This window comes from Enemella evansiae (assembly GCF_004362375.1).
In the GTDB taxonomy this organism is placed as follows: domain Bacteria; phylum Actinomycetota; class Actinomycetes; order Propionibacteriales; family Propionibacteriaceae; genus Enemella; species Enemella evansiae.
Window position 1 is genome coordinate 991929 of record NZ_SNXA01000008.1, and the last position, 26758, is coordinate 1018686.

General features: G+C 68.9%; 24 protein-coding genes. 11 read left to right on the plus strand and 13 right to left on the minus strand.

Going from position 1 to position 26758, the window contains the following annotated elements:
- Positions 1-9: 9 nt before the first annotated feature.
- A complete protein-coding gene (locus tag C8D81_RS05340) occupies positions 10-1839 on the minus strand; it encodes a glycoside hydrolase family 3 protein (protein ID WP_133625670.1) in 1830 nt (609 codons plus the stop codon).
- 141 nt (positions 1840-1980) lie between these two features.
- Complete coding sequence (locus C8D81_RS05345; protein WP_176451759.1) at positions 1981-3489, minus strand: PAS domain S-box protein; 1509 nt, start codon at positions 3487-3489, stop codon at positions 1981-1983.
- Positions 3490-3705: 216 nt separating this feature from the next.
- Between C8D81_RS05345 and C8D81_RS05350 the strand changes: the two genes are divergently transcribed.
- From C8D81_RS05350 to C8D81_RS05380, 7 genes are all read left to right on the plus strand, one after another.
- Positions 3706-4911 (plus strand): acyl-CoA dehydrogenase family protein, encoded by a 1206-nt coding sequence (locus tag C8D81_RS05350; RefSeq protein ID WP_133625671.1) that lies wholly within the window; start codon positions 3706-3708, stop codon positions 4909-4911.
- Positions 4912-4965: 54 nt separating this feature from the next.
- Positions 4966-5331: a hypothetical protein gene (locus tag C8D81_RS05355; protein WP_094364564.1), complete on the plus strand. Its 366-nt coding sequence runs from the start codon at positions 4966-4968 to the stop codon at positions 5329-5331.
- A 7-nt stretch (positions 5332-5338) separates the two neighbouring features.
- A complete protein-coding gene (locus C8D81_RS05360) occupies positions 5339-5839 on the plus strand; it encodes a nuclear transport factor 2 family protein (protein WP_094364565.1) in 501 nt (166 codons plus the stop codon).
- A gap of 48 nt (positions 5840-5887) precedes the next feature.
- Entirely contained in the window at positions 5888-7168 is a 1281-nt protein-coding gene (locus tag C8D81_RS05365) for an aromatic ring-hydroxylating oxygenase subunit alpha (RefSeq protein WP_094364566.1), read from the plus strand.
- Positions 7165-7665, plus strand: a complete 501-nt coding sequence (locus C8D81_RS05370; protein WP_212753178.1) for an aromatic-ring-hydroxylating dioxygenase subunit beta — start codon at positions 7165-7167, stop codon at positions 7663-7665. The genes C8D81_RS05365 and C8D81_RS05370 overlap by 4 nt, the downstream gene beginning before the upstream one ends.
- The gene (locus tag C8D81_RS05375; protein ID WP_229237920.1) at positions 7662-8405 is read left to right on the plus strand and encodes an SDR family NAD(P)-dependent oxidoreductase; all 744 of its coding nucleotides are present in this window, start codon (positions 7662-7664) and stop codon (positions 8403-8405) included. Before C8D81_RS05370 ends, C8D81_RS05375 begins: the two co-directional genes overlap by 4 nt.
- A gap of 64 nt (positions 8406-8469) precedes the next feature.
- Positions 8470-9420 (plus strand): PDR/VanB family oxidoreductase, encoded by a 951-nt coding sequence (locus C8D81_RS05380; protein WP_094364568.1) that lies wholly within the window; start codon positions 8470-8472, stop codon positions 9418-9420.
- A gap of 19 nt (positions 9421-9439) precedes the next feature.
- On the opposite strand, the gene C8D81_RS05385 is transcribed toward C8D81_RS05380, so the two are convergent.
- From C8D81_RS05385 to C8D81_RS05395, 3 genes are read right to left on the minus strand one after another with little or no spacing between them, the layout of a single operon-like run.
- On the minus strand, positions 9440-10060 hold the full coding sequence (locus tag C8D81_RS05385) for a response regulator transcription factor (RefSeq protein WP_094364569.1): 621 nt from the start codon (positions 10058-10060) through the stop codon (positions 9440-9442).
- Complete coding sequence (locus C8D81_RS05390) at positions 10050-10343, minus strand: hypothetical protein (protein WP_094364570.1); 294 nt, start codon at positions 10341-10343, stop codon at positions 10050-10052. The genes C8D81_RS05385 and C8D81_RS05390 overlap by 11 nt, the downstream gene beginning before the upstream one ends.
- Positions 10344-10381: 38 nt before the next feature.
- Positions 10382-11662, minus strand: a complete 1281-nt coding sequence (locus tag C8D81_RS05395; protein WP_208109116.1) for an amidase — start codon at positions 11660-11662, stop codon at positions 10382-10384.
- A gap of 166 nt (positions 11663-11828) precedes the next feature.
- Here C8D81_RS05395 and C8D81_RS05400 point away from each other — a divergent pair, with 166 nt between their 5' ends.
- Together C8D81_RS05400 and C8D81_RS05405 are read left to right on the plus strand one after the other, a co-directional pair.
- Positions 11829-13292 carry an MFS transporter gene (locus C8D81_RS05400; protein ID WP_208109117.1) on the plus strand — a complete coding sequence of 488 codons (1464 nt, stop codon included), beginning with the start codon at positions 11829-11831 and terminating at the stop codon, positions 13290-13292.
- Between the two features lie 202 nt (positions 13293-13494).
- A complete protein-coding gene (locus tag C8D81_RS05405; protein WP_133625673.1) occupies positions 13495-14688 on the plus strand; it encodes a flavin reductase family protein in 1194 nt (397 codons plus the stop codon).
- 12 nt (positions 14689-14700) lie between these two features.
- Here the strand turns inward: C8D81_RS05405 and ligA are convergent, their stop codons facing one another.
- The 8 genes from ligA to C8D81_RS05445 all read right to left on the minus strand — a co-directional run bounded on the left by ligA (position 14701) and on the right by C8D81_RS05445 (position 23526).
- Positions 14701-16845: an NAD-dependent DNA ligase LigA gene (ligA, locus tag C8D81_RS05410; RefSeq protein ID WP_229237921.1), complete on the minus strand. Its 2145-nt coding sequence runs from the start codon at positions 16843-16845 to the stop codon at positions 14701-14703.
- Positions 16846-16891: 46 nt separating this feature from the next.
- On the minus strand, positions 16892-17914 hold the full coding sequence (locus C8D81_RS05415; RefSeq protein ID WP_133625675.1) for a uroporphyrinogen decarboxylase/cobalamine-independent methonine synthase family protein: 1023 nt from the start codon (positions 17912-17914) through the stop codon (positions 16892-16894).
- A complete protein-coding gene (gene mnmA / locus C8D81_RS05420; protein WP_133625866.1) occupies positions 17914-18966 on the minus strand; it encodes a tRNA 2-thiouridine(34) synthase MnmA in 1053 nt (350 codons plus the stop codon). The genes C8D81_RS05415 and mnmA overlap by 1 nt, the downstream gene beginning before the upstream one ends.
- Before the next feature lie 108 nt (positions 18967-19074).
- Entirely contained in the window at positions 19075-20211 is a 1137-nt protein-coding gene (locus C8D81_RS05425) for a cysteine desulfurase family protein (RefSeq protein ID WP_133625676.1), read from the minus strand.
- Positions 20211-20834 (minus strand): MSMEG_1061 family FMN-dependent PPOX-type flavoprotein, encoded by a 624-nt coding sequence (locus C8D81_RS05430; protein ID WP_133625677.1) that lies wholly within the window; start codon positions 20832-20834, stop codon positions 20211-20213. The genes C8D81_RS05425 and C8D81_RS05430 overlap by 1 nt, the downstream gene beginning before the upstream one ends.
- A gap of 18 nt (positions 20835-20852) precedes the next feature.
- Positions 20853-21797, minus strand: a complete 945-nt coding sequence (locus C8D81_RS05435; RefSeq protein ID WP_133625678.1) for an electron transfer flavoprotein subunit alpha/FixB family protein — start codon at positions 21795-21797, stop codon at positions 20853-20855.
- A 17-nt stretch (positions 21798-21814) separates the two neighbouring features.
- Complete coding sequence (locus C8D81_RS05440) at positions 21815-22606, minus strand: electron transfer flavoprotein subunit beta/FixA family protein (protein WP_094401012.1); 792 nt, start codon at positions 22604-22606, stop codon at positions 21815-21817.
- A gap of 101 nt (positions 22607-22707) precedes the next feature.
- A complete protein-coding gene (locus C8D81_RS05445; RefSeq protein ID WP_094431760.1) occupies positions 22708-23526 on the minus strand; it encodes an enoyl-CoA hydratase/isomerase family protein in 819 nt (272 codons plus the stop codon).
- 133 nt (positions 23527-23659) lie between these two features.
- Between C8D81_RS05445 and glgX the strand changes: the two genes are divergently transcribed.
- Positions 23660-25768: a glycogen debranching protein GlgX gene (gene glgX, locus C8D81_RS05450; RefSeq protein WP_208109118.1), complete on the plus strand. Its 2109-nt coding sequence runs from the start codon at positions 23660-23662 to the stop codon at positions 25766-25768.
- A 60-nt stretch (positions 25769-25828) separates the two neighbouring features.
- The gene (locus tag C8D81_RS05455) at positions 25829-26740 is read left to right on the plus strand and encodes a MerR family DNA-binding transcriptional regulator (RefSeq protein ID WP_094431764.1); all 912 of its coding nucleotides are present in this window, start codon (positions 25829-25831) and stop codon (positions 26738-26740) included.
- Positions 26741-26758 lie beyond the last annotated feature (18 nt).

A 26758-nucleotide genomic window follows, 5' to 3' on the forward strand; every position in this document is an offset into this window, starting at 1 on the left:
GAAATCGGCTCAGTAGGAGAGGCCGTGGCCATAGGGATAGAGGACGGTCTGCGGGGCACCGGCGACCGGGATGTCGACCGGCAACTTGCCCTGCGGGTTGACCTCACCGGTCAGCACCCGGACCAGCGACGGTGGCGTCACCGGGCTGTAGGAGTAGGTGGCGACATAGGTCGGTGCCTGGTCGAAATAGGCGATGTCGTAGGGATCGCGGACCGCGACGACGATGATCGTCTTGTCGGTGGCGAGCAGTTGCTTGACCAGCTTCTGCTGCCCGGCGGTCTTGTCGGTGACCGCGGTGTCCCAGGCCTTGTTGGTGAGCACGATGACGGTGTCCACGCTCTGTGCGGCGGCGACCACCGAGGCGATGGTGGCATCCGAGGGTGAGGTGCCGGTCTGCATCGCCCGGGCCGTGGCGCCGCGCTTGGTGAGCTCGTCGGCGGTGACCTGGGTGGTGCTGACGCCGTAGCCGGTGACCAGGATGCTGGTGCCGGCCGGTTTGAGCGGCAGTGCCTTGGCATCGTTCTTGACCAGGGTCACGGTGCGGTCGGAGACCTTGGCCGCGGTGGCCTGATGTGCTGCGGTGCCGACGATTCCGTTGATCGCGGCGATGTCGGCGAGCGGCTGGGCGACCATTCCGCGGCGGAACTTCATCCGCAGGATCCGGCGTACCTTGGCGTCCAGATCGGCCTCGGTGAGCCGGCCGGAGCCGAGCGCTTCGTTGATCGCGGCGATCGCGGGCTGGATGGCCGGGCACATCAGCAGCTGGTCGACACCGGCCTCGAGGGCCCGCACGGCGACCTCGGCGTCGCCGTACTTCTCCCGGACGCCCTGCATGGTCAGCGCATCGGTGATCACCACCCCGTCGTAACCGAGTTCGCCGCGCAGCAGACCGGTGATCACCGGCTTGCTCAAGGTGGCCGGGTCGCCGGAGTCGTCGAAGGCCGGCATCACCAGGTGCGCGGTCATCACCATGTCCACGCCGCGGGCGATGGCGGCCCGGAACGGCGGGGCATCGATCTGCTCCCACTGTTCGCGGGTGTGGGTGATGATCGGCAACCCGGTGTGCGAATCGGTGGCGGTGTCACCGTGGCCGGGAAAGTGTTTGGTGGAAGAGGAAACCTTGCCGTCGAGCTGGTAGCCGTCGACCTGCGCGGCGACCATCTCGGCGACCATGCCCGGATTGGAGCCGAAGGACCGGACGCCGATCACCGGGTTCAGCGGATTGACGTTGACATCGGAGCAGGGCGCGAAGTCGACGTTGATCCCGACCGCCCGGAGTTCGGCGCCGGTGATCCCGGCGGCCACCCGGGCGTCGGCGGTGGAGCGGCCGGCGCCGAGCGCCATCGAGCCGGGGAACTGGGTGGCCGGCGGGCCGAAGCGGGTCACCACGCCCTGCTCCTGGTCGGTGGCGACCTGCAGCGGCACCTGGACCTTGCCGCCGGAGCGCAGCGCGGCCTGCTGCAGTCCGTTTGAGAGCCTGGCCACCTGCTCGGGGTTCTTGAACGAGTCGGTCCAGGCGAAGTAGATCACCCCGCCCAGGTGGTACTTCTCCACGATCCGGGCCGGCACCGCCTCGCCAAAGTTCTTAACGTTTCGCTGGTCGGGGGTGTTCGGGTCCGAGCCGTAGACGTCCTGGACGAACAGCTGCCCGATCTTCTGCTCCAGGCTCATGTGGGCGAGGGTCGAGTTCACCCAGCCGTTGATGGCGTTGGGGTTGCCGCCCGGCGGGATGGCGTACGCCCGCCCGGCCAGGCCGGCCGTCAGTCCGCTCGCCCCGAGCCCGGCGAGCAGGGCACGGCGTGACAGTGGGGTTCGGAACAGCTGGGCTTTCGGGTCCATTGGGCACTCCGTCGTGTCGCGTGAACGTCACCCGCGGCGTACCGACCGCTTTGTAAACGATTCACATCCGTTGGGGTGCTGACGAAACTAATACACATATCGGCCGGGCCACAAGGACCCGGCCATGAGTTTCTCCTCCGCTCACCCAGCGCGCGGCAGCCGGAGCGTGATCACCGTGCCGCACGGGTCGTTGTCGGCGACGACGACTTCCCCCCGGTGTCGCTCGACGATGCGCTCCGAGAGCACCAGCCCGATCCCCGAACCGTCCTGCTTGCCGGAAAACGCGTTCACCAGCTGCCGGTTGCCACTGGCGCCGACCCGTGGTCCGTCGGGCAGCCCGGACTGCTGCTCGGCGGTGACCTGATCCAGCCCCCTCCCCCAGTCGAGCACCGAGCAGCCGACCCACTCCCCATCGGCGAAACTGCGCACCAGGATGCGCTTTTCGGCGTTCTCCGGAAGCGCCGCCTCATCGATCGCGTTCACGCAGTAGTTGATGATCACCTGCCCGATCAGGATCTGTTCCCCGGTGATCGGCAACGGCCCCGGGGCAAACTCCGAGTCCACCCGGATGCCCCGGTCATTCGCGCGCAACCCGACGAAGTACAGGCTCTCGGCCATGATCTCGTTCAGGTCATGCGCCGCCGCTGGGCTTTCGATCCGTTGTACATAACGTTTCACGCTGGCCACGATGTCGGCGGTCCGGGTGAGTTGGCGCTGGGCCCGATCCAGGGCGTAGCGGATGTCGGATTCCCTGGCCTGGCCGGCCTCCACCCGCGACATCAGGCCGCGCAGAAAGTTCCCGGCCGCCGCCAGCGGCTGGCCGAGCTCGTGGGCGATCGTCATCGCCATGTCGCCCATCGCGTTGTAGCGGGCCAGGTATTGCAGGTTGGCCTGCTGATAGTCGTTCTCCCGCTGCATCTCAACCCTGGTGGTGATGTCGCGGACCACCACCATCCGGGAGATGATGCCGTCGTGCTCGACGTCCTCGATCTGGGCGGACAGCCAGCGAGGTCCATCGACGGTGTCGATCTCGAGCTCCAGCTCGGTCGGGCGACCGGGTTCACCCGCCCCGCCGGCGGCCCCCTCGGGTGGTCCCACATGCACCGCAAGCTCCTCGAGGGTATGCCCGAGCAGCTGGCCGGGCGTACGCCCGAAGAGTTCGCTGACGAACGGGGAGGAGTCGAGCACCCGTTCGTCGTCGTCGAGCAGCAGGATTGCTGCCGAGGCGTGGGCCATGATCCGGGTCAGATAGTCGGTGGTGCGGCTCAGCTCCGCCTCGCGCTCCACCTCCCGGGAGATGTTGCGGAACTGCACCATCACCACCGGCCCGTCGGCGAAATGGACCAGGGTGGCCACCGCATCGGTCAGGAAGTCCTGCCCGTCCTTGCTGCGATACTTCCAGCGCTTGCGGCTGCTCCCGTGGTTGACGGCATCCTGCAGCCAGGCCACCCCCACCTCGCGGCGGTACTGCTGTTCGGGGGAGGACATGTGGTGGGCCTTGAGCGGGCGCAGCTCCTCCACGGTGAATCCGAACATCTCGCACGCGGTCGGGTTGGCCCACAGGATGTTCTTGGAGGCCGCCTCGTGGATCAGGATGCCGGTCTCGCCGTGCAGGGCCATCTCTCGGAAGTCGGTTCCGGTGGGAAACATCCGCCTGCTCCATCCTGGCCCCGGCGCTGGCGCCGCTCGGTGTCATCGTGCTGCACCCATGATGACCCCAGGAACCGCCAGAACCCCAGAATCGCGCCGTTGTAGGGGATTTCCTTAGTCCACCTCGTACAACTCCCAATGGTCACCGCGAGGGCTCATTCCTAGGCTGGCACCCAACAGCAGCCCCAGGCTGGATGCAAACCGGAGGAACTGCCAATGACGGCCAACACGACCTCGAATGCCCGCGCCCTGACCGACGAGTCGGCGACGGACCGCAACCTCGCCGAGCCCGCCGGCGCGGCCCGCGAGGCCGCGTTCGAAGATGCCCTGCGCGTGCTCGCGGAGCGCCGCGACGAGTTCAATCAGCAGGGGTTCGTGCCCCGCGATTACATCCGGTTGCTGAAGCGGGCCGGAATCTACCGCTCCTCGACCCCTCGCCAGTTCGGCGGTGAACCGCTCAGCCCGGGGGAATTCCTGCGCCTGATCGAGCGGATCTCGCAGATCGACCCGGCCACCGGGTGGGTGGCCAGCTTCGGCTCCCAGCTGACCTACTTCGGCGCACTCCCGCTGGAGACCCAGGCGCAGATCTACAGCGCCGGTCCGGATGTCTGCTTCGCCGGGGGGCTGTTCCCGATGCAGGAGGCCCAGCAGGTCGAGGGTGGTTATCGGGCCTCCGGCGTGTGGCAGTTCGCCTCGGGTTCGGCGGGTGCCGACATTCTCGGTGTGGGACTGAAGGGTGGCGCGGAGTCCAAGGGTCGACCGCTGACCGCCCTGGTGCGTCCCGAGCAGGCCACCATCAAACCCAACTGGGACGTCGCCGGAATGCGCGCCACCGGATCGAACGAGGTGCACCTTGACGACGTGTTCATCCCGTCTGCACACACCTTCATCCGTGGCAGCGCCTCCCAGGTCGATGAGCCGCTCAACCGCTACCCCGCCATCGCCTATGCCGCCCAGGTGCTCGCGGTGACCGCGCTGGGTGCGGCGCGCGGCGCTCTCGACTACAGCCTCCAGGTCGGTTCCGCGCGGACCAGCATCGTCGGCGGCTCCGCCAAGGGTGCGCGACCCAGCTATCAGCTCGGGGTGGCCCAGGCGGAGGCCCGCCTGCGGTCGGCCCGCGCCTTCTTTTACGAGCAGACCGAGCTGGTGTGGCAGTTGGCGGTCGAGGGTGCCGAGATCGACGACCGTACCCGGGCGCTGCTGCGCCTGGCCACCAGCAACGTCGCGCATGTCGGTCGGGAGGTGACGCTGATGGCGTTCGACCTCGCGGGGACCGGCGCGATCTACAACAGCCACCCGCTGCAGCGGTTCGTGCAGGACGGTCTCGTGCCGGCCCAGCATGCGATGCTGCAATCCAACACCATCGAGGCCGCCGGGGCGGTGCTGCTCGGTGCCGATGTCACCGTGCCCAGCTTCCCCTGAGCCGACCGTTTCGACCAGTCGCCTGCCAAATCCGCGTACCGAAAGGAAACCGTGATGTCCGAACCCCTCCGCGTGCTCTTCTGCATCGGGATCAACCAGAACTTCTTCGACCTGCCCAAGTCGGAGATCGGCGTGGTCTGGAAGGCCTTCGCCGGCATGCTCGTCGCGATGGAGGACATGGACGGTGTCGACGTGCTCGGCAACATGGACGACGACTCGCACATGGTCGGCCCCTCCGACGGGTGGCCCTGGACCTGTTATGTGCTGGCCGACGTGCGCGACGCCGAGACCGTGAAGGCCGCCTGCAACCTGTTCCGGACGACCGAGGTGTTCGGCGGGGACGCGTTGTGGAAGTTCGCCAAGATCGAGGCGAGGATGGGTCGCCGGCTGACCATCCGTCCCGACGTCGCGACCGACTGAGCCGAGCATGACCACGGTGGAACGGCGCCTGCGCGTGCTGGAGGCCAAAGAGGCGATCCGAACCTGTCTGGGTCGCTACCTCGACCTCTGTGACGTGCCCGGGCCGTTCCCCGACGTCGCCGAGCTGGCCGAACTGGCCGAACTGTTCACCCCACGCGCCACCTGGCGCGGTGTCGGCGAGGCGTACGCCGGAAAGTTCGGCTCCGTCACAGGGCGGCACAAGGTAGCGGCCCACGTCGCCTCGTACCTGCCGCCGGCGGAGCATTTCCGGCGCAATGCCCATCTGCTCGGCAGCGAGCAGTTGCGCACCGACGGCAGCACCGGTCACGGGCAGTGGTTGATGCAGCAACTCTCCGAGTATGCCGACGGGACCGCCGACCTGCTCTGCGCCCGGCTGAACATCGACTTCGTGGTGCAGTACGACGACGATGGGACCACCGCCCTGATCCACCGATTCCAGACCGAGCGGCTCTTCCGAGCCAGCCTGCACACCCGATCCGATGGCTGAGCGACCGAGGAACGAGCGAGTCGAAGCCAACAGAGCAAGGAGAAATCAATGACCGTCGAACAGCGTACCCGCGCCGCAGACCTGGTGTCGTCGGACCGAGTGGCGGGCCGGCTCTACACCGATCCGGAGATCTTCGCCGAGGAGATGCAGAAGATCTTCCACAAGACCTGGGTCTGGGTCGCCCATGAGAGTGAGATCCCCCAGCCCGGCAACTTCAAGACCACCTCGGTCGGCGGTGAGCCGGTGATCGTGGTGCGCGACCGCAAGGGCAACATCAACACCCTGCTGAACCGCTGTCGGCACCGCGGCGCCACCGTCTGCGACCAGTCAAAGGGCAAGGCCAACGGCTTCACCTGCCCCTATCACAACTGGTCCTATGGCCTGGACGGCAAGCTGCGTGGTATCCCCTATCCCGACGGTTACGAGGGCGTAGTGGAGAAGGCCGACTTCCCGCTGGGCCGACTGCGCACCGAGTCCTATCTGGGCATGGTGTGGGCGACCTTCAACGAGGACGCCGAACCATTGGAGGACTTCCTGGGTGACGCCAAGCTGTGGATGGAGCGATTCTTCAAGCAGAGCAACGGTTATCCGACCAAGGTGATCGGGGTGCACAAGTTCCGCTTCCGTGGCAACTGGAAGATCCAATTGGAGAACACCACCGACGGCTACCACTTCCCGATGGTGCACAAGTCGTGGATGGTCTCGGTCGACGCCGAGACCGCGGACATGATGTCGTTCATGAACGACCCGCAGGCGGTCACCCACGCCCTCGGAAACGGGCACAGCGTGGCCGTGATGGCGACCGCCCACCTGGACCTGGACGAGGACGACGGCACCGAGGAGATCCAGCCGCGGTTCGCCCACCTGGTCGAGGCCCTGCGGGCCGACGGCTACGACGAGGCGAAGATCCGGCGGATCATGCGGTCGATGCACGGCTGCGGGTTCAACCTGAACACTTTCCCCAACGTGGCCATGAGTTCGGCCTTCTTCCGGGTGCTGATCCCGATCTCGGTCGACGAGACCGAGATCTGGCACATGGCCCTGGGCATGGACGGCGGCCCTGAGATCGTCAACCAGGAACGGCTCCGGATCCATGAGCACTTTCAGGGACCGTTCGGTTTCGGCTCCCCCGATGACGCCGAGGGCTGGGACCGGGTGCAGCTCGGGGCCCAGGCCGATCCGAGCATGCCGATCCTGGTCAACCGCGGGCTGAACCGGGAGACCACCACCGACCAGGGGTGGCCGACGTCGCACGTGACCGACGAGTCGGGCATGCGGGAGGCGTACGCGATGTGGCAGCAGCTGATGAGTGCGGAGGATCAGAAGTGAACAACCAGCAAGGGATCGACCTGGCCGACGCCCGGGTGCAGCGAGCGATCGCGCTCGTCTGGCACGAGGCGGAACTGTTGGACGCGAAGGACTACCAGGCCTGGCAGGAGCTGTACACCGCCGAGGCGCACTACGTGATCCCGATCGACCCGGACACCGAGGACTTCGCCACCGCCCTGAACATGGTCTATGACGATCACCGGATGCGGCGGATGCGGGTGGAGCGGATGGTGCAGGGGTACGCCCCCTCCGCGATCGCCGCGGCCCGGACTGTGCGGACCCTGAACCGCTTCAGCACCACCGAGGTGACTGACGAGCAGGTGGTGCTCCGCTCTGCACAGATCGTCTGCTCCTACAAGCGGAACCGGCACGACCTGCTCGCCGGCGAGGTCACCCACACCATCGCCCTGCGCGCCGACGGTGACCGGATCGCCGGCAAGGTGATCCGGTTGCTGAACAGCGAGGATGCGGTGAACGCGGCGGGATTCCTGCTGTGAGCGCAGGGATCGCGGTCGTCACCGGTGGTGCCGGCGGGATGGGTGAGCACATCGCCCGCCGGTTGGCCGGGGCCGGAAACCGGGTGCTGGTCACCGACCTGGATGAGGCGGCCGCCCGGCGGGTGGCCGAGGAGTTGGACCCGAGCGGTGAACGGGTGGCCGGGGCCCGGTTGGACGTGTCCAGCCGGGACGACTTCGAGGCCGTGGCAGCGCAGGTGCGCGACCGCTGGGGCGTACCGACGGTGTTGGTGAACAATGCCGCTCTCACCCAGGCGGCGGACCTGATGACGTTGTCCGCCGAGGACTTCAGCCGCGTGCTGGACGTGAACACCAGCAGCGTCTTTATGGGCTGCCAGGTGTTCGGGGCCCAGATGGGCGAGGCCGGCTATGGGCGGATCGTCAACATGGCCTCCCTGGCCGGGCAGAACGGTGGGACGGCCACCGGCGGCCACTACGCCGCCTCGAAGGGCGCGATCCTCACCCTGACGAAGGTGTTCGCCCGTGAGCTGGCCGGCAAGGGGGTCACTGTGAATGCGATCTCCCCCGGACCGCACGACCTTCCGGTGGTGCACCGCACGGTGCCGGCGGACAAGCTCGCCGCCGTCGTGGCCGGGATCCCGGTCGGGCGGTTGGGCAACCCGGCGTTCATCGCCGACGTCGTCGCACTCCTCGCCTCCGAGGGTGCGGCCTTCGTCACCGGCGCCTGCTGGGACGTCAACGGCGGGCTCTACGTCCGCTGAGCAGGCGGTTGCAGTTCCACCGACCCGGGGTTGCACCTCCACCGACACAGGAAAGGGATCCGCGATGAAGCTGATCGATGTCAAGGTTGCCGAGATCATCGACGAGACGCCGACGGTCAAGTCGATCCGGTTCGTCCGGGCCGACGGCCTGCCCCTCGGGGTCTATCAGGCCGGTGCGCACGTGGACGTGGTCGGCCCAACCGCGATCACGCGGCAGTACTCCCTGTGCAGCACCCCGGATGACCCGGAGTCCTACACGGTCGCGGTGAAGCGTGAGGACAAGTCGCGTGGCGGGTCGGTGGCCCTGCACGAGCTCAAGGTCGGCGACAGCCTGCAGATCAGCGAACCGCGCAACCTGCTCGCGGTGGACCTGTCGGCGAGCCACCACGTGCTGTTGGCCGCCGGGATCGGAATCACCCCGATGCTGTCGATGGCCCGCTGGCTGGACGTGCACGGTCACTCCTTCGACCTGCACTACTTCGCGCGCAGTCACGAGGACGCGGCCTTCCTGCCGCTGTTGCAGGAGCGCTGCCCGGAAAAGCTGCACACCCACCTCGGGCTAGCACCGGAGGAGCACGAGCCGGCGCTGGCCGCTTCGCTGAGCGGCCTGCCCGACGGCAGCCACGTCTACCTGTGTGGCCCCGGGGTGTTCATGGACCTGGTTCGCCGGGTGGCCGAGCGGTTCGTCCCCGAGGAGCACATCCACCAGGAGAGCTTCGTGGCCGACGAGCAGCCGGATGCCAGCGAGAATACCGCCTTCGAGGTGGAGTTCGAGGGCGATACCTATCCGATCCCGGCCGATCGCAGCATTGTCGAGGTGCTGCAGGAGAACGGCGTCGACGTCGATACCTCCTGCCAGGAAGGAATTTGCGGGACCTGCATCATGTCGGTTCTCGAGGGCACCCCGGAACACCGCGACAACGTGCTCACCAAGTCGGAGAAGGCGGCCAACGAGACCATGGCGGTGTGTGTCTCCCGCGCGAAGACCCCGAAACTGGTCCTCGACTATTTCTGAGGGGTCCGGACCCCTGCCGTCACTCCGGGATCGTCGCGCCGTAGCGGAGCACGTCGCGGACCAGGGTGTTGATCGACTCGGCGTCGGTCTTCTGCTTGATCCGCGCACGGTGCACGTCGACGGTCTTGACGCTCATGCCGAGGCGTCGGGCGATGTTCTGGCTGGGCAGGCCCTCGACGACCAGGCGCAGGATGTCGCGCTCACGCGGGGTCAGCGAGTCGACCTTCTGCTGCACGTCGTGGCGCTGCAGATGGTCCTCGAACCGCTCGCGGGCGGTTTCGATCCCCGACTGCACCACCTCGAGCAGGTGCTGCGGTTCATAGGGCTTCTCCAGGAAGTCGATCGCCCCGCGCTGCATGCTGCGCACCGACATCTTGATATCGCCGTGGGCGGAGACGAAGATGATCGCCACGTGCGGGATCTCCTCGTTGAGCACCTCCTGCAACCTGGTCCCGCTCATCCTGGGCATCCGCACATCCAGCACCAGCAACGCGGGGTGGGACCCGTCATAGGTCCGCAGGAACTCGTCGGCAGAGTCACAGGTCATCGCCTCGATCCCTGTGCTGCCGAGCAACCAGGACGCCGACTCCAGCAGCTCGGGGTCGTCGTCAACGACGTAGACCACCGGTTCAGGCGGCATCGCTGCCACCGTCGCGCCAGCGGGCCTCGGCGGTCCAGTAGTCGACCCCCGCTGCGCTCCTGCCGTGCTTCCACTCGGTGGTTCGTTCCAGTTCCGGTTCCATCTTGGCGATTGAGAGGTCGGCCGCCTCGGGTCCGTCGGCCTCGACACCCCAGTGCACCCAGTTGACCTCACGTCCGGCGTGGTCGTGCACGAACAGGTCCACGTGCCGCCAGCCGTAGTGGAGGTTGTCCACATAGCAGGTGAGGAACATCCGATGGTGTTCGGTCGGCCGGGGTTTCATGGTCTCTCCTCCACTTCGTCGTGCTCGAGCTCGTCGGCTCAGGTGTCGGTCCGCTGACCGGCGAGGCCGGTCTCGAGGAGCTCGCCCATCCGGAACAGCTCCCCCTCCGCCCCGGGTTGCCCGATCAGCTGGATCCCCAGCGGCAGCCCCGCCGCGGTGCGTACCCCCGGCACGGTGACCACGGGCAACCCGAGCGCCTGCCACGGCCGGCTGAGCACCGGCGAACCGGTCGCCGAGATCCCCTCCGGTGCGGCTCCCAACGCCGCCGGTCCGATGATCAGACCGCCCCCTGAAATCATCGCCGCCAGATGGACCCGGGAACGGTCCCGCCGATACAACGCGTGCTGATGCTCGTCAGCACTGATCCCGCTCCCCCGGCGCAGCAACTCGGCCAACGGCTGGCTCACCTCATCGATCCGCTCCAGCACGTCCGCCCGCTCCCGTACGGCCTCGTAGGCCATGATCACGGTGTGGTCGACGGCCAGGCTGCGCACGTGGTCGTCCCAGTCGAGCTCGGCGACCTCGACGCCGGCCTCCCGCAGCACCTGCACCGCGCGATCCACCGCCTGCTGCATCCGCGGCTCGATCTCGTCGAGCTCCGATCCGCGCCAGACCAGCACCCGCCCCCCGGAGGTGACCGGGTCGGTCCCGGTGAACGCCGACCAAGCGTACGCCAGGTCCGCCACCCGGCGGGTCAGCAACCCCAACGAGTCAAGAGATTCGCTGAGGCCGGTGATGCCGGCCAGGTCGGTGCTGCCGTGTGCCAGCACCATGCCGGCCACACCGCAGAAGGAGGCTGGGCGGGTGAGGGACCCCGCGGTCTGACTGCCCAGCGCCAGCGGAACCATCCCCGCGGCGACCGCGGCTGCCGAACCGCTTGAGGAACCACCGGGGGTGTGCCCGGGGGCGTTGGGGTTGTGGGTCGGTCCGGGCGCGAAATAGGCGTACTCGGTGGTCACCGTCTTGCCCTGCACCAGCGCGCCCAGCGATTCCAGGGCGCGTACGCAGGCGGCGGACTCGGCGACCGGGTCGGGTGAGGTGATCGTGCTGCCGCATCGGGTCGGCAGCCCGGCGACATCGATGATGTCCTTGACGGCAAGGGGAATTCCCAATAGCGGGAGCTCTCCCTGCCGCTGCTCCAGCTCGGCCAGGTCCTGCTCGATCCGCTCCGAGGGGCAGACAAACGCGTGCCACCGATGGTCGTACTGGCCGATCCGTCGCTCTGATTCCCGACTCGGTTCGGCCAGCGGCAACTCTCCGCTGTGCAACGCTGCGACCCATTCGGCCAGCGGACGGTCCCAGATCGCGTCGATTCGCACCCGAATCCCTCCCTCGCCTCCATCCTGCCCAAAATCCTCAGGGCAGGAAAGTAAAGGATTCCCGACTATCGATGTAGGGAGACCCCTTCCTAGGCTGCCGAACGACAGCCCGGTCCGACCCCAACCAGGCACCGTCTCATCGCAGAGACCGACCTAAGGAGACCTCGTGTCCGCACCTACGGACCACCGAACCACGACCCTTCCGCGTGCCCGCGGTCGGATGTCGACCCGCGCCTGGATCATCACCGGAATGCTCGTGCTGTTCCAGATCGTCGCCTTCGCCGACAAGGCCGTGCTGGGCCTGGTCGCCCCCAAGGCGATGCCCGATCTCGGGATCACCCCGGTCCAGTTCGGATTCATCGGCAGCGCCTTCTTCTTCCTCTATGCCGTGGTGTCCATCGTCACCGGCTTCCTCGCCAGCCGCTTCTCGGTCAAGTGGATCATCCTGGTCATGGCTGTGGTCTGGGCCGTGATGCAGTTCCCGATGCTGATCGGTGGCGGCGCGGCTGCCCTGCTGGTCACCCGCGTCATCCTCGGCGGAGCCGAAGGGCCAGCCACCGCAATGTCCCTGACCTCCGCGCACGGGTGGTTCGAACCCAAGAAGCGCGCCCTGCCGAGCAACCTGATCGCCGCTGGGTCCACCCTCGGACCCGTCGTGGCCGCGCCGGTCCTGGCCTGGGTTATCGTCGCCTGGGGCTGGCGGTGGGCGTTCGGCTTCCTCGGCATCGTCGGGCTCGCCTGGGTCATCGCCTGGTTGATCCTCGGTGGGGACGGCCCGTACGCCGGAAGCGGACGCCGGGTGACCCGCGACGAGACGGTCGACTCCCTGGCCGGGGTCGACAACGTCGCGGGCGCTGACGCCGACGAGGTCAGCGACCATCAGGCCGGCACCGACGAGGCCACCCGCGTCGACGGCTACCAGCCGGTCAAAGTCTGGGCCGCACTCGCCAACCTCACCTTCCTCGCGGCCGTGATCGGCGGGCTGTCCAACTTCTGGGTGCAGGGCTTCCTCACCACCTGGCTGCCGCAATATCTCAACGCCGTGGTGGGACTCTCGCTGCCCCAGGTGGGTCTGGTGACCACCTTCCCGTGGCTGATCGGCGCCGGGGTGCTGCTGCTGCTCGGCGTGATCGGTCAACGGCTGCTCAAGCGCGGTCGCAGCGTCCAGGCGGCGATCTCGGTGCCGTTCGGGCTGGCCGCGGTGATCGCGGGCGTCTCGTTCCTGACCGTGCCGCACACCAGCGGGGTGCTGGCCGTGGCACTGCTCTCCATCGCGGGCGGCTGCTCGCTGGCCTATCCGATGACCGCTTCGGCGCTGGGCTATGTGGTCGGCCCGAAGCAGCGACCGATCCTGATGGCGACCCTGGGCGGGGTCGCATCGGTGGGTGCCATCATCTCCCCCACCCTGGTCGGCTGGCTGATGACCAACGCCGGCTATGTCGCACCGCCGAAGGGTCAGCCCATCCCGCCGGCCATGGTCGAGGCCATGGCGAACGGGGTGAACCAGGCGTACACGATCACCGGGGTGGTGCTGCTCGTCGGCGGGTTGATGGCAGCCTTCCTGCTCCGGCCGGGACCGACCGGGCGTCGTCTCCAGCAGCGCCACCTCAAGGCGGACGTGCACAGCTGACGATTCCGAAGGCGATCCGTCCGCACCCACCGAAACGTGGGTGCGGGCGGATCGTCTCATTCCAAGCCCTTTCGAAACGCTCGGAATCTATATCAGGTAAAGATTTCTCGCGTGGCAACTGCAGGGCTCACCTGACACTCTTGGTGGTGGGACCTCCCCGGACGGAGCAGCGGCTCCCCGTGATCCTGAACAGGAGTCGACGATGACAGAGACCACCTCAGCCCTCGACCAGGCCATGCTGCGCGATGTGCTCGGCCACTACCCGACGGGCGTCGTCCTGGTGACCGGTGTGGCACCGGACGGGGAGCTTCTGGCGATGATCGTGGGCACGTTCACCTCCGTCTCGTTGGATCCGCCACTGGTCGCCTTCCTGCCGCAGCGCAGCTCGCGCACCTTCAGCCGGCTCCAGGAGTGCGAGTCGCTGTGCATCAACGTGCTGGCCGGTGACCAGGAGGACGCCTGTCGCAGCATCGTGTCGCGACGGGAGAACAAGTTCGTCGGGCTGGACTGGTTCCCATCCCCCTCCGGCGACCCAGTGCTGGCGGGATCTGTTGCCTGGATGGACGTCCGGCTGGAGTCAACCATCGACGCGGGCGACCACTGGATCGCCATGTGCCGGGTGCTGGACATGGCCGTGCACAACCCGGTGGCGCCGCTGATCTTCTTCCAGCGCGGTTATGGCAGCTTCGTCATCCCGTCGTTGGTGGCGCGGATGGACGACGGCATCATCTCCGCGGTGCAGAGCGCCGCGGTGGCCCGCGAGGACCTGCAGCACCTGGCCAACCACATCGGGTGCGAGGTGTCGCTGCTGACCGCGGTGAACCGGGACGAGCTGGCCGCGGTCGCCTCCGCTGTGGGACCCGGCGTCCGAACCGGGGAGGGGCTCGGAGAACGGGTCCCGATGGTTCCCCCCATCGGCGATACCTACATGTGTCATGCCAGTGCGGAAGACCAGGCGTACTGGCTGGCCAAGGCTACTGGCGCCTCCGAGGAGCAGCAGCAGACCTTTGTGGACAGGATGGAGTTCTGCCGCCGGGAGGGATACCTCGTCTCCTACCTTCCCCCCGGTGACCGGGAACAGGCGTACGCCGGCATGCACCATGCGGCCCACCTGTACGCCAGTGGGCGGCTCACCCCCGAGCAGGAACGCGAGGTACGCGCCCGCATCCACAGCTCCCAGGTCGACTACTCCCTGCGGGAGCTACAGGACGATCAGCGCTACGACATCGGATCGGTGGTGCTCCCCCTGGGGCAGCGCGAAGGGTCCGAGAATCTCACCCTGCGACTCGCACAGCTGCCGCCGAAGGCGCCGGGGCACCAGGTCCGAGGCTGGATCGAGCACGCCCGCGCCACCGCGGACCGGATCGCCGAGAGCCTGGCCGCGCAGAGCGACTGAGGCTCGCCTGCCCTACTCGGTCCTTGCCAGTTCGGCCGCGGCCTCGGGTCCCTGCTCGAGCAGCACGCGGAACCCGTCACCGTCGAGGATCGGACGCTTCAGCGACACCGCCTTGTCATATTTGGATCCCGGGGATTCACCGACCACGACGAAGTCGGTCTTCTTCGACACTGACGACGCCGAGCGGCCGCCGCGAGCCACGATCGCCTCGCCAACCCCGTCGCGGGTGAAACCGTCGATGGAACCGGTGACCACGATCGACAGACCGGCCAGGGTCTGCGGGAGTTGATCGGCCGGGTCCTGCTCGGCCACCTCGTCACCGAGCACGCAGCCGGCGGCCTGCCACTTGCGGACGATCGCCACCCGCCAGTCGGTCTCGAACCACTCGCGGATCGAGGCGGCGATGGTCGGGCCGATCCCCTCCACCGCGGAGAGCTCCTCCAGCGTGGCGGCCTCGAGCACCTCGATGTTCGGGAAGGCGGCCGCCACATCGGGCGCCACCCCCTTGCCGATGTGCCGGATCGACAGTGCCACCAGGAACTTCGCGAACGGTCGGGTCCGGGCAGACGCCAGGTTGTCGAGCAGCTTCTGCCCGTTGGCGGTCAGCACCCGTTCGCCGGCGCCCGCCTCACGCTCGGCCTTCCTGGCTGTCCTGGTGAAGAATTCCGCCTTGAGCAGGTCGGCCTCGGTGAGGTTGAACAGGTCTCCCTCGTCGGTGAGCAGCCCTGCGGCGAGCAGCGCGTCGGCGGCCTGCCAGCCAAGCACTTCGATGTCCAGCGCCTGCCGGGAGGCCAGGTGGAACAATCGTTCCCGCAGCTGCGAGGGGCAGGAGCGCTGGTTGGGGCAGCGGATGTCCTTCTCCCCCTCCTTCTCCGGTTTCAGCTCGGTCCCACAGGCCGGGCAGTGGGTCGGCATCTGGAACGCCCGTTCGCTGCCGTCGCGCAGGTCCACCACCGGCCCGAGGATCTCGGGGATCACATCGCCCGCCTTGCGCAGCACGACGGTGTCGCCGATCAGCACCCCCTTGCGCTGCACCTCGAACCCGTTGTGCAGCGTCGCCATCGCCACGGTCGACCCGGCCACCAGCACCGGCTCCATCTCCGCATAGGGGGTCACCCGTCCGGTCCGGCCGACGTTGACGCGGATGTCCAGCAGCTTGGTGGTCACCTCCTCGGGCGGATACTTGTACGCGATCGCCCAGCGCGGGGCACGACTGGTGGATCCCAACCGCTGTTGCAGATCCCGCGCATCGACCTTGACCACGACGCCGTCGATCTCGTGCACGAAGTCGTGTCGCCGCTCGGCGACTTCCTCGACGAACTCCCACACCCCGGCCAGGTCCTTGACCACCCGGGCGTGCTCGGTCGTCGGCAGCCCGAACCCCTTCAGCAGCTCGTAGGCGTGGCTGAGCCGGTCCAGCTCGATCCCCTCGGCGGCGCCGATACCGTGGGCGATGAACGCCAACGCGCGACTCGCGGTCACCCGGGGATCCTTCTGCCGCAGCGAGCCGGCGGCCGAGTTGCGCGGGTTGGCAAACGGCGCCTTTCCCTGTCCCACCAGGGATTCGTTGAGCTTACGGAACGCGTCCAGGCCGAGGAACACCTCACCGCGCACCTCCAGCACCTCCGGCGGGTTGTCCCCGTGCAGCTCGTTGGGGATCGCGCGGATGGTGCGGATATTGGCGGTGACGTCCTCACCGACCCTCCCGTCTCCGCGGGTCGCGGCCCGGACCAGGCGCCCGCGCTCATACACCAGGTCGATCGCCAGCCCGTCGATCTTCAGCTCACACAGGAAACCCGACCGCTCGAGCGCGGAGCCGGCGTCGCGCTGTACCCGATCGCCCCAGCGCAGCAGCTCATCGTGGCTGAACGCGTTGTCCAGGCTCTGCATCGGTTGCAGGTGGGTGACCGCGGCAAAGGTGGCCGACGGCGGGCCGCCCACCTGCTGCGACGGCGAATCCGGCGTACGCAGGCTGGGAAACTCCTCCTCCAGCGCGTTCAGCTCGCGCATCATCGCGTCGAACTCGCCGTCGGAGATGGTCGGGGCGTCCAGCACGTGATAGCGCCAACGGGCGTTGTTGAGCTGTTCGCTCAGGTCGGCGTGCCGCTCCCGCGCCTCGGGGGTGGGTGCGGCCTGCTCCTCGTTCGTCTCGCTCACCCGGCACAATCTAGTCGGCCGCACCGACCACGCCGAGCGACCCGGGTCAGTCCGCCAGCCGCTCCGCCAACAGCCCCGCGGCCTCGCGCAGCGACCGCAGCAGACCGAGCGCGGCCCGGGGCGACCACCCGGCCAAGCCGCACGCGGGGGTGAGCACCAGCCGGTCGGTCAGCACCGACCCGAGCTCGAACGGCTGGACCGCTGCCAGCGCCGCATCGCACAACCGGTCCGGGCGCGGCACCTGGTCGACCTGATCGGTCCGCGCGATCCCGAGCCACAGCCCGTTGCCCTGCTCCAGCCGGGGACCGAGTCGGTCACGCGCGGCCCCGCTGAGGTGGCGTACGTCGATCGACAGGTCGTCGAACCCGGCACCCAGCACCAGGTCGACGTCCACGCCTTCGGCACAGCAGTGCAGCACGCTGCGGTACGCCGCACCCTCCGGCTGGGCGTCGACGAGCCGGGCCCGGACAGTCGACTCGACCAGGCGCAGCGCCTCGCTCGCCTCGGGGGCGTGCACGGTGCGGTGCCGCCCGAACCCGCTGGCGGTGGACACCTTCCCGGCCAGGACCTGCGGCAGCAGCGGTTCGTCCAGCTGCAACCGGACCGACGCTTCGGGGATCCGACGCTCCACCTCGGCCAGCGCGTCGGCCGCCCCCTCGGCGAGGGCACCGGCCAGGTCGCGGCGGGCGCCGTGGTCGGCGAGCACCTTGTCCCCGCGGGGCTTCTCGACGCTGGCGGCCAGCGTCCACGGTCCGGCCAGGGACACCACCAGCGGACCGGTGAACCCCTGCGCCTGTTCCTCCAGCTGGTCCAGGTCGCGTCGCCAGTCGGCGCGGGCGCGGCGTACGTCGACTCCGGGGTGGTCCACCAACCGCCAGCCGGCGGGTTGCAGGTCCAGCGACAGGCCGGCGAGCAGGGCACCGGTGCGCCCGATCATCCCGGATCCGGCCCCGCGGGCGGGCAGTTCGACCAGGTGGGACAGCTCGGGCAGCTCACCCAGCACCATCCGTTGCGTGGCGGCGAAATCGGTGCCGGGCCAGGACCCGAGCATGGTGACCGGGATCGTCATCAGAGCGCGGCCGCGATCGTCGCGCTGCCGATCACCCGATCACCGGCATAACCGACGACGGCCTGGCCGGGGGCGATACCGCGGACGGGGCGGTCCAGGCGGACCCGCAGCCCGTCGGCGTCGGCGAGGAACTTCGCCGGCATCGGTTCGCCGTGCGCGCGCACCTGCGCGAACCCGGTCCACTCCCCCACCGGCCGCTCGGTCCAGGTGGTGCGGATGCCGCGGATCTCCTGCCTCGACAGCGATTCCTCGGGACCGACGGTGACGGTGTTGTCGACCACCGACAGATTGAGCACATAGCGCGGACGCCCGTCGGCGGCCGGCGTCCCCAGGCGCAGCCCGCGGCGCTGCCCGACGGTGAAGTGGTGCGCCCCGTCGTGTTCGCCGACCTTGGCACCGGTCTCGTCGACCACGTCACCGGCGCGGTTGCCGAGCCGGCGGTCCAGGAAGCCGGCGGTGTCACCGTCGGGGATGAAGCAGATGTCGTGCGAGTCGGGCTTGCTGGCCACCCGCAGCCCGCGGGCGGCCGCCTCCTCGCGCACCTCGGACTTGAGCGATTCCCCCAACGGGAACAGCGAATGCCGCAGCTGGTGCTGGTCGAGCACGCCGAGCACATAGGACTGGTCCTTGCCCGGGTCGACCGCGCGGTGCAACTGCACCTGGCCGTCCGCCCCGGTGCTCAATCGGGCGTAGTGGCCGGTGGCCACCGCGTCGAACCCGAGCGCGAGTCCGCGCTCCAGCACGGCGGCGAACTTGATCTTCTCGTTGCAGCGCAGGCACGGGTTCGGCGTACGCCCGGCGGCGTATTCGGCGACGAAGTCGTCCACCACGTCAGCGGAGAACCGGTCGCTCAGGTCCCAGACATAGAACGGGATGCCGAGCCGATCGGCCGCCCGCCGCGCGTCGTGGGCGTCCTCCTTGGAGCAGCAGCCGCGGGCCCCGGAGCGGAACGACTGCGGGTTCTTCGACAGGGCAAGGTGCATCCCGGTGACCTCGTGACCGGCGTCGACCAGGCGCGCGGCGGCCACCGCGGAGTCCACTCCCCCGGACATCGCTGCAAGCACCTTCACCTCGGTCACCTCCCTGGATCTCCCGCTCGTTCGGACCGCCCAAGCCTACCCAGTCCCGATTTGTCAGTGGTTATCCCCGGTCCCCGGCCCTCAGTGGGCGGCCCGGGCCCGCGAGACCACGGCCGGTAACACGGCGAGCAGGGCGTCCACGTCGGCCTCGGTGCTCGCCCAGCCCAGCGAGAACCGGAGCGACTCGGTGGCCCGGGCCTCGTCGTGGCCCAGCGCCAGCAGCACGTCACTGGGCCGCGTCACCCCGGCCGAGCAGGCCGAACCGGCCGAACAGTCGATCCCAGCGCCGTCGAGCAGCATCAGCAGGTCGTCGGAGCGGCACCCGGGGAACCACACGTTGATGATCGCCGCCGACCCCGGCCCGCCGTTCACCCGGGCGTCCTCGGGCAGGCCGGCGAGCAGCCGCTCCCGCAGCCCGGCCAACCGGGCCTCCTCGGTCTTCCGCTCGGTGACGGCGGCGTGCACCGCTGCAGCGAATCCGGCGGCCAGTGCCGGGGCGGCGGTGCCCGAGCGCAGGTCGCGTTCCTGGCCGCCGCCGAAGGCGTACGCCCGAAGCGGCAGTTCCCGGCGTACCAGCAGCGCTCCCAGCCCCACCGGACCGCCGACCTTGTGCCCGGTCACGGTGAGCAGGTCCAGCCCCGAACCGGCGAAGTCGACCGGCAGGTGTCCGAGCGCCTGCACGCCGTCGCTGTGCACCCACGACCCGGCGGTCCGCGCCGCGTCGACCACCGCCGCGAGGTCCTGGGCCACCCCGAGCTCGTTGTTCACCCACATCACCGTGGTCAGCAGCGTGGGCACTTCCAGCAGGGCCGCGAGCGCCTCAGGATCCAGCCGGCCATCGGCCCCCACCGGGCAGCGGGCGACGTCGGCCCCCTCGGCGGCCAGCGCGGCCAGCGTGTCGGCCACGGCGGGGTGCTCGATGGTGCTGCTGACCAGACGTTCGCGAAGTCCGATCCGCCCGGTCGGCCGGGCCCGCCAGGCGCCCTGCACGGCCAGGTTATCCGCCTCCGTCCCGCCGGAGGTGAACACCACCTCCACCGGGTCACAGCCCAGGTCGGCGGCCAGCTGGTCGCGGGCGTCCTCCAGCACCGCCCGCAGCCGTCGCCCCGACCCGTGCAGCGAGGACGCGTTGCCGGTCAGCTGCAGGGTCTCGGTGATCGCGGCGTACGCCTCCGGCCGCATCGGTGCGGTGGCCGCGTTGTCCAGGTAGTGCCTCATCAGTAGAGGGTCCTGCGCTGGCGCTGGTCGAGGGCGGCGTCGTATGCCTCCCGCTCCGCCCGGTCGAAACCGCCGGCCTCCTCGGTGAACATCCCGGCGGTCGGCAGTACGCCTCGGGGCACCTGTGACTCGACGTCCCACAGCCGGGACCGCTTCATCGCCCGTGCGCACTGGAAATAGACCCGCTCGACCGTCACGACGATCACGCTGGCCGGCCGCTTCCCCTGCATGATGTGGGATTCGAGCAGTTCGGGGTCGACGGACAGGTGGGCCCGGCCGCGCACCCGGACGCACTCCTCGACGCCCGGCACGACGAAGATCAGCCCGATCCGGTCGTCGGCGAGCAGGTTGCGCAGGGTGTCCAGCCGGTTGTTGCCGCGCCGGTCAGGAATCTCCAGGGTGTGCTCATCGCGGGCCCGCACGAAACCGGGCGCATCCCCACGTGGGGAGTTGTCCAGACCGCCGTCGCCGATGGTGCTGACCACGCAGAACGGCGAGGCGCCGATCCAGCGGGCGTACAACGGCGAGAGCCGGTCGAGCTCCTTCGCGATGGAGGGCCCGACCGGCTCGTTCGGATAGTGCTCGCGCAGTTGGTCGAGGGTGCTGATCCGCTGATCGCTCACACGAGCAGCGTACGCCGCTCAGGCGCGCTTGGCCTTGACACCCTCGACGACGGCGGGCAGCACCTTGTGCAGGTCGCCGACGACGCCGAGGTCGGTCAGTTCGAAGATCGGCGCCTCGGCATCCTTGTTCACCGCGACGATCGCCTTCGAGGTCTGCATGCCGGCCCGGTGCTGGATGGCGCCGGAGATGCCGTTGGCGATGTAGAGCTGCGGGGAGACGGTCTTGCCGGTCTGGCCGACCTGGTAGCTGTGCGGGTACCAGCCGGAATCCACCGCGGCACGGGAGGCGCCGACGGCGGCACCGAGCACATCGGCAAGCGCCTCCACCTCGGAGAAGTCGCCACCGGTGCCGCGGCCGCCGGAGACGACGATCGCGGCCTCGGTCAGGTCCGGGCGGCCGGAGGCCTTCTTCGGCTCGGCGGCGGTGATGCTGGCCTGCCGGAAATCGGGATCGAGCTCGAACTCCAGCGGCTCGACCGTGCCGGCCGCGGCAGCGGGCTCGGGGGCGACCGAGTTCGGCTTGACGGTGATGATCGGCAGCCCGGTGCTGGTGCTCGCGGCAACGGTCCAGTTGCCGGCGAAGACCGACTGGACGGTGTTGCCGTCGGCGTCGATGTCCACCGCGTCGGTGATCAGGCCGGTCTCCAGCTTGACCGCGAGCCGGGCCGCGACCTCCTTGTTGTCCAGGCCCGAGGACAGCAGCACCGCGACCGGCTCGGCCAGCGCGACGGCGGTCAGCAGGGCGTCGGTCTTGGGCGCGACGAGGTATTGCGACAGGCTCTCGTCGGTGGCCTCGTAGACGGTCTCGGCGCCGTATTCGCCGAGCGTGGCCGCGGCATCCCCGGCGGGGCCGAAGACGACCGCGACCGGCGTACCGATCCGGCGGGCCAGGGTGAGCAGTTCCAGGGTGGGCTTGGTGACCTGTCCGTCGGCGACCTCGGCCACCACAACAACGTTCGACATGGGTGTCTCCTCGGGTCTCAGATGTACTTGCCGGCGGCCAGGAAGTCGACCAGCGCCTGCGCACCGGAGCCGTCCTCGTCGGTGACCTGCTTGCCGGCCTCCTTGGGCGGACGCGGGGTGGTGTCGGTGACCTTGGTGTACGCCGCGGCCAGCCCGACGGTGCTCGGGTCGACACCCAGCTCGGCCAGATCCCACTGTTCGACGGGCTTCTTCTTGGCCGCCATGATCCCCTTCATCGAGGGGTAGCGGGCCTCGCCGGACTGGTCGGTGACCGAGACCACGGCGGGCAGTTCGGCCTCGATGGTCTGGGAGGCGACGTCACCGTCGCGGCGGATCGAGACCTTGGTGCCGTCCACCTTCAGGTCGACGCCGAAGGTCACCGCGGGCCAGCCGAGACGCTCGGCCAGCATCGCCGGGATGACGCCCATCGAGCCGTCGGTGGAGGACATCCCGGTGACCACCAGGTCGGGCTGCAGCTTGCCGATGGCGGCGGCGAGCACGGCGCTGGTGGCCAGCGCGTCGGAGCCGTGCAGGGCCTCGTCATTGATGTGTACGCCGGAGGTGGCGCCCATCTGCAGGGCCTTCTTGAGCGCATCGGCGGCGTCGTCCGGGCCCAGGGTCAGCGCGACGATCTCGACCTCACCGCCCGCGCCACCGGACTCGGCGACCTGCAGCGACTGTTCGATCGCGTACTCATCCAGCTCCGACAACAGGCCGTCGGCGGCCGCCCGGTCCACGGTGCCGTCCTCGGCGAAGCTGCGCTCGCCGGTTGCATCGGGCACGTGCTTGACCAGTGTGACGATCTTCATCTCTCCCACTCTCTCCGCCTCGGCGGAACGACTTCAGCGGCGAAATCCCTGCTCAGCCTAGAATATTACCCACGGGTAACTTTACCGGCAACCCGGCGCGCTCAGCGGCCCTCGAACCGGGCCTTCTCCTTGTTCACGAAGGCGTCCATGCCGATCCGGCGGTCCTCGGTGCCGAACAGCGCGCTGAACCAGGTCTTCTCCAGCTGCAGACCGGTGACCAGGTCGACCTCGCCACCGCGGTCGACCAGCGCCTTGGCGGCCCGCAGCGCGACCGCGGGGCCGCCGACGAACTGCCGCGCCCAGTCCAGGGCCGCGGACTGCACCTGGTCGGCGGGCAGCACCCGCTCCACCAGCCCGATCCGCTCGGCCTCGGCGGCCTCGACCATCCGGCCGGTGAAGATCATCTCCTTGGCCCGGCCGGAGCCGACCAGCCGGGTGAGCCGCTGGGTGCCGCCGAGCCCCGGGACGACGCCGAGGGTGATCTCGGGCAGGCCGACCTTGGCGTCCTCGGCGGCGAACCGGACGTCGCAGACCAGCGCCAGTTCCAGGCCGCCGCCCAGGGCGTACCCGTTGATCGCGGCGATCGTCGGTTTCGGTACGCGGGCCAGCTGCTCGAAGGCGTCGTGCATGGCGTCGATCTGGGCGATCATGTCGGTCGCGCCGAGGGCCTGCATCTCCTTGATGTCGGCACCGGCGGCGAACACCTTGTCCCCGCCGGTGACGACGAGCGCGGCGAGGTCGGCGCGGCCGGCGACCTCACGGGCGACCCGGCCGATGGCCAGCTGGATGCTCAGATCGAGCGGATTCATCTTGGGCCGATCCACCCGCAGCACGCCGACGCCGTCGGCGACCTCCAGGCGTACGAACTCGCTGCCCGAATCGAAGTCGGTCGGCTGCGGCGTGGCTGGCTGTTCCGTCATGCCCCGAGCCTAGAGGAGTCCCCCGGCAGCGCGCCCGGACCCCCTGTTGCCTACCGTGGGGCACAATGGACTGTTGCGCCTCCCCCCGGGAGCCGCACTTCCCGATGTGTCACACCCAGGAGGACTCGAGACGATGGCCATGGACCTGCCCGCACCGGTGGACAGCTCGATCCTCGGAGCGCGAGTCCGCGACGGCGGCTGCCATTTCGCGCTCTGGGCCCCGCGGGCGACTCGCGTGGAGCTCGCGCTGGTGGATGAGGACCGCGGCCAGCGCAACCACGACATGACCCGCAACGACGACGGGGTCTGGGTGCTCTTCGTGCCCGAGGTGGAGGAGGAGCAGCGTTACGGCTTCCGGGTGCACGGCGACTGGGATCCGGCGGCCGGTGCCCGGTTCAACCCGGCGCGACTGCTGCTCGATCCCTACGCCCGGGCGATCACCGCCGGCGTGGACTACAACGGCCCGATCCTGGACCACCCGGCCGGTGACGACTACGAGCTCGACCCGACCGACTCCTCCGAAGCCGTGCCGCTGAGCGTGGTCGTCGCCGACAGCCCGCGCCCGACACCGTTGGAGCGACGGGTGCCGCTGTCGGAGTCGGTGATCTACGAGACCCACGTCAAGGGCTACACCCAGAACCATCCGGCGGTTCCCGAACATCTGCGCGGCACGTACGCCGGGTTGGCGTACCCGGCGGTGATCCAGCACCTGAAGGAGATCGGGGTCACCGCGATCGAGTTGCTGCCGATCCAGCACTTCGTCTCCGAGCCGTTCATCGTCGGCCGCGGGTTGTCGAACTACTGGGGTTACAACACCCTCGGCTTCTTCGCCCCGCACGCCGCCTACTGTTCGGTCGGCACGCTGGGCCAGCAGGTGACCGAGTTCAAGGAGATGGTCTCGGCGATGCACGAGGCCGGCATCGAGGTGATCCTCGACGTCGTCTACAACCACACCGGTGAGGGCGGCCACGAGGGGCCGACGCTGTCCTTCCGTGGCATCGACCATGCCGGCTACTACCGGCTCACCGAGGATCTGCGCAACGACTACGACGTCACCGGTTGCGGCAACTCGGTCGACACCTCCCAGCCCGGGGTGCTCGATCTGGTGCTGGATTCGATGCGTTACTGGGTCACCGAGATGGGTGTCGACGGTTTCCGCTTCGACCTGGCCAGCGAGCTGATCCGCGACGAGAACCATTACGTGGATCAGAATCACGCGTTCAAGCAGCGGATCGCCGAGGATCCGGCGTTCGAGGGCATCAAGCTGATCGCCGAGCCCTGGGACATGGGGCCCTACGGCTACCAGGTCGGCAACTGGGGTCCGGGCTGGAGCGAGTGGAACGACCACTTCCGCAACTTCACCCGCGACTGGTGGCGCGGCGCGATCTCCGGGGTCTCCGAGCTGGCCGGCCGGCTCTGCGGTTCGCCGGACACCTACGACCGGGACGGCCGGTCGGTGACCGCCTCGATCAACTTCGTCACCGCCCACGACGGTTTCACCCTGCGCGATCTGGTCACCTATGACCGCAAGCACAACGAGGCCAATGGTGAGGAGAACCGGGACGGCACGGATGACAACCGGTCCTGGAACTGTGGCCACGAAGGCGAAACCGACGATCCGGGCATCAACGCGCTGCGTCACCGGCAGACCAAGAACATGATGGCCACCCTCTGTCTGGCGATGGGTGTGCCGATGATCACCGCCGGTGATGAGATGGGGCGTACGCAGGGCGGCAACAACAATGCCTACTGCCAGGACTCCCCCATCTCCTGGGTGCACTGGGACACCCAGGAGGCCTGGCGGGATCTGACCGGGATGACCCAGAAACTGCTCCAGTTGCGCGCCGAGCATCCGGCCCTGCGGCCGGAGGTGTTCCGGCACAGCGAGGAGGTCACCGACGCCGACGGCAAGGGCGTCGGCCGGCTGGACCTGGCCTGGTTCCATCAGGGCGGCGGCCAGATGGGTGACGGTGAGTGGAACGACGGTGGTCGACGGACCCTGGGCATGTACACCTCGGACGCCGATTCGGCGTTCCTGCTCTGGTTCCACGCCGATCCGCAGGCCACCGAGGTCACCCTGCCGGGTGAGCCGTGGGGCGTGGGCTGGCGGGTCACCGTGCACTCCGGTTTTGATGGCGAATTCCCTGCCGAGGAAGAACTTCTGCTGCCCGGTGCGAAGCTGACGATTCCCGGACGATCGGTCGTCGTGCTACGCGCGGAACTGCCCCAGCGGGCTGCTTGACCCTCACCCTCGGTCAGGGCTCACCGTGGTGTTCACGCCCCACGATGAGAGGAACGGCAGATGCCTGACAACCTGAACAACCAGCACCTGACGATCGGCGAGTTCGCCCTGCAGACCGGTCTGACCCAGCGAGCGCTTCGCCTGTACGCCGAGCGCGGGATTCTGTTGCCGGCCTCGGTGGACCCGATCAACGGTTACCGCCGGTACGCGCCGGAGCAGGTGCGCACCGGGATGCTGGTGCGCGCACTGCGGGAGGCCGCGGTGCCGATGGCGGAGCTGGCCGATCTGGACTCGTTCTCGATCGCCGAGCACCGGGAATCCCTGCGCCGGAGGCGATCGGCGGAGGATGAGGCGCTGTTGGTCGCCGAGGCGATCGACGGTTTCGACGCGACCGACTGGCCGGTGACGGTGACCGCGGCAGGTCCGCAGGCCTGGGCCGGAGTACGGATCACCGAGGACTTCACCGAGGACGAATCGGGCGATGCGGTGCTCGAGGCACTCGGCGACAATGAGATCGCCAATCGCTGTTTCGGCGTCCTGTTCGAGGAACTGGCCGGTCGCGGCAACCACGCGAACGGGGTGTTCTGGACCGCCATGGATGAGGGGGGCGATCCCGGCTCGGTGGCGCTGACTCTGGCCTGGCCGGTGCCGACCGACCCGCGGGAGGGCGACTGGGACGCGCTGGTGGCCGCGGTCGGCGAACGCACCGCAGGACTCCTGCCGACCTCCCTGGAGGTGGTGGCCGGCGTGCTGCCCGCCCGCCGGGAGCTGAGCTGCCGCAGCGAGTGGCCCGGCGAGGGTGCGGATCCGGCGGCGACGGTGTTGTCGGGGATGGGCCCGATGCTGGCCCTGCAGGAACATGAATCGGCCCATGCGGAGCGACCGCTGAGCCGCACGATCCGGCAGCGCGGAGTGCTTGGAGAGGAGGGCATGCCGACCGCCCAGGAGATGGTGCTCGACGTGCACCCCTGACAGCACGGGCCTATACTA

What these genes read in the sequence shown, in the direction of transcription:
- C8D81_RS05445 (WP_094431760.1), bottom strand. Translation starts at nt 23,526, where the DNA reads ATGACGGAACAGCCAGCCACGCCGCAGCCGACCGACTTCGATTCGGGC.
- C8D81_RS05355 (WP_094364564.1), top strand. Translation starts at nt 4,966, where the DNA reads ATGTCCGAACCCCTCCGCGTGCTCTTCTGCATCGGGATCAACCAGAAC.
- C8D81_RS05415 (WP_133625675.1), bottom strand. Translation starts at nt 17,914, where the DNA reads ATGACGATCCCGGTCACCATGCTCGGGTCCTGGCCCGGCACCGATTTC.
- C8D81_RS05340 (WP_133625670.1), bottom strand. Translation starts at nt 1,839, where the DNA reads ATGGACCCGAAAGCCCAGCTGTTCCGAACCCCACTGTCACGCCGTGCC.
- C8D81_RS05365 (WP_094364566.1), top strand. Translation starts at nt 5,888, where the DNA reads ATGACCGTCGAACAGCGTACCCGCGCCGCAGACCTGGTGTCGTCGGAC.
- C8D81_RS05385 (WP_094364569.1), bottom strand. Translation starts at nt 10,060, where the DNA reads ATGCCGCCTGAACCGGTGGTCTACGTCGTTGACGACGACCCCGAGCTG.
- C8D81_RS05455 (WP_094431764.1), top strand. Translation starts at nt 25,829, where the DNA reads ATGCCTGACAACCTGAACAACCAGCACCTGACGATCGGCGAGTTCGCC.
- C8D81_RS05390 (WP_094364570.1), bottom strand. Translation starts at nt 10,343, where the DNA reads ATGAAACCCCGGCCGACCGAACACCATCGGATGTTCCTCACCTGCTAT.
- C8D81_RS05380 (WP_094364568.1), top strand. Translation starts at nt 8,470, where the DNA reads ATGAAGCTGATCGATGTCAAGGTTGCCGAGATCATCGACGAGACGCCG.
- glgX (WP_208109118.1), top strand. Translation starts at nt 23,660, where the DNA reads ATGGCCATGGACCTGCCCGCACCGGTGGACAGCTCGATCCTCGGAGCG.
- mnmA (WP_133625866.1), bottom strand. Translation starts at nt 18,966, where the DNA reads ATGTCCGGGGGAGTGGACTCCGCGGTGGCCGCCGCGCGCCTGGTCGAC.
- C8D81_RS05345 (WP_176451759.1), bottom strand. Translation starts at nt 3,489, where the DNA reads ATGTTTCCCACCGGAACCGACTTCCGAGAGATGGCCCTGCACGGCGAG.
- C8D81_RS05425 (WP_133625676.1), bottom strand. Translation starts at nt 20,211, where the DNA reads ATGAGGCACTACCTGGACAACGCGGCCACCGCACCGATGCGGCCGGAG.
- C8D81_RS05360 (WP_094364565.1), top strand. Translation starts at nt 5,339, where the DNA reads ATGACCACGGTGGAACGGCGCCTGCGCGTGCTGGAGGCCAAAGAGGCG.
- C8D81_RS05435 (WP_133625678.1), bottom strand. Translation starts at nt 21,797, where the DNA reads ATGTCGAACGTTGTTGTGGTGGCCGAGGTCGCCGACGGACAGGTCACC.
- C8D81_RS05440 (WP_094401012.1), bottom strand. Translation starts at nt 22,606, where the DNA reads ATGAAGATCGTCACACTGGTCAAGCACGTGCCCGATGCAACCGGCGAG.
- C8D81_RS05350 (WP_133625671.1), top strand. Translation starts at nt 3,706, where the DNA reads ATGACGGCCAACACGACCTCGAATGCCCGCGCCCTGACCGACGAGTCG.
- C8D81_RS05405 (WP_133625673.1), top strand. Translation starts at nt 13,495, where the DNA reads ATGACAGAGACCACCTCAGCCCTCGACCAGGCCATGCTGCGCGATGTG.